Source organism: Nonomuraea sp. NPDC003804 (assembly GCF_040610675.1).
GTDB lineage: Bacteria > Actinomycetota > Actinomycetes > Streptosporangiales > Streptosporangiaceae > Nonomuraea.
The window spans coordinates 1-1,024 of record NZ_JBEXMT010000145.1; the positions used below are offsets into that span (position 1 = coordinate 1).

Annotated in this window: 1 protein-coding gene; it reads right to left on the reverse strand. The window is 62.7% G+C overall.

The features are described from left to right. Positions 1 to 96: 96 nt before the first annotated feature. The coding region (locus ABZX22_RS45380) for a nitronate monooxygenase (RefSeq protein WP_354923630.1) at positions 97 to 1,024 on the reverse strand (928 nt) is incomplete at its 5' end.

The window sequence follows — 1,024 nt, forward strand, 5'->3', positions numbered from 1 at the left end:
CTTCGATGCCGTAGGTTTCCGAAATGCGTGGGATGGTCGTGCGCGCGAGACGAGCGGCACGCAGCGCCGCCGCGGCTTGTTCGATACGGTCATTCATCAATTTGTCGCTCCCTCGCTGTGCGCAGCGGATACATCTGCCACCTTCCAGTTCTTGACCTGCCGGGCAAGGCGTTCGATGACGTCGCGCTCCGACGAGAGGCATGCGGCATATTCGTCAGCCAGACGGTCCACGATTGCCGACAGCGGTTCGACCGCCGTGACAGCGCCCACACCATGACCAGCCGACCATACGTCTTTCCAGGCCTTCGGTGCCGTACTGATGTCACCGGAGAAGTCGATCTTCTTCTCTTCGCCGAGTTGTGCCGCTGAAAGTCCCGCGCGATCGAGCGTCGGGCGCAGCCAGTTCGCGAGCACACCCGACACTGCCTTGGACGCAACCAGGTCCTCCATCGTGCTTTCGACGAGCATGTCGCGATATGCAGGCTGCGCCATGCTCTCCTCGGCGGCGATGAAGCGCGTGCCAAGCACGGCGAAGTCAGCGCCAATCTGCAGAGCGGCACGCGTATGCGCTCCGGTCGATACAGCGCCCGCGAGACCAAGCGGCCCACGCCAGAACTGGCGCACTTCATCGACGAATGAGAACGGGTGATATGTACCCGTATGCCCACCGGCACCGGAGCACACGAGAATCAGGCCGTCGACCCCTGCATCCACGGCCTTGCGCGCCATGACGGGCGTGCTGACGTCGGCCATCACGAACCCACCATATCCATGCACGTGCTCCAATACTCGGCGTGGACTGCCGAGCGCAGTCGTGACAATTTTCGGCTGATAACGACGCACCAGTTCAAGCTCGGCGTCAAAGCGGTCGTAGCTGCTATGAACAATCATGTTCAGCGCCCAGGGGGCGGTACCACCTTGAGCCACACCGTCGGCGATCGTGCCCAGCGCCTCATCGAGCATCGAAATGTTCCGCGCATTCGGCGCCGCATAGGTACCGACGATGCCGGCACGCGACGACGCG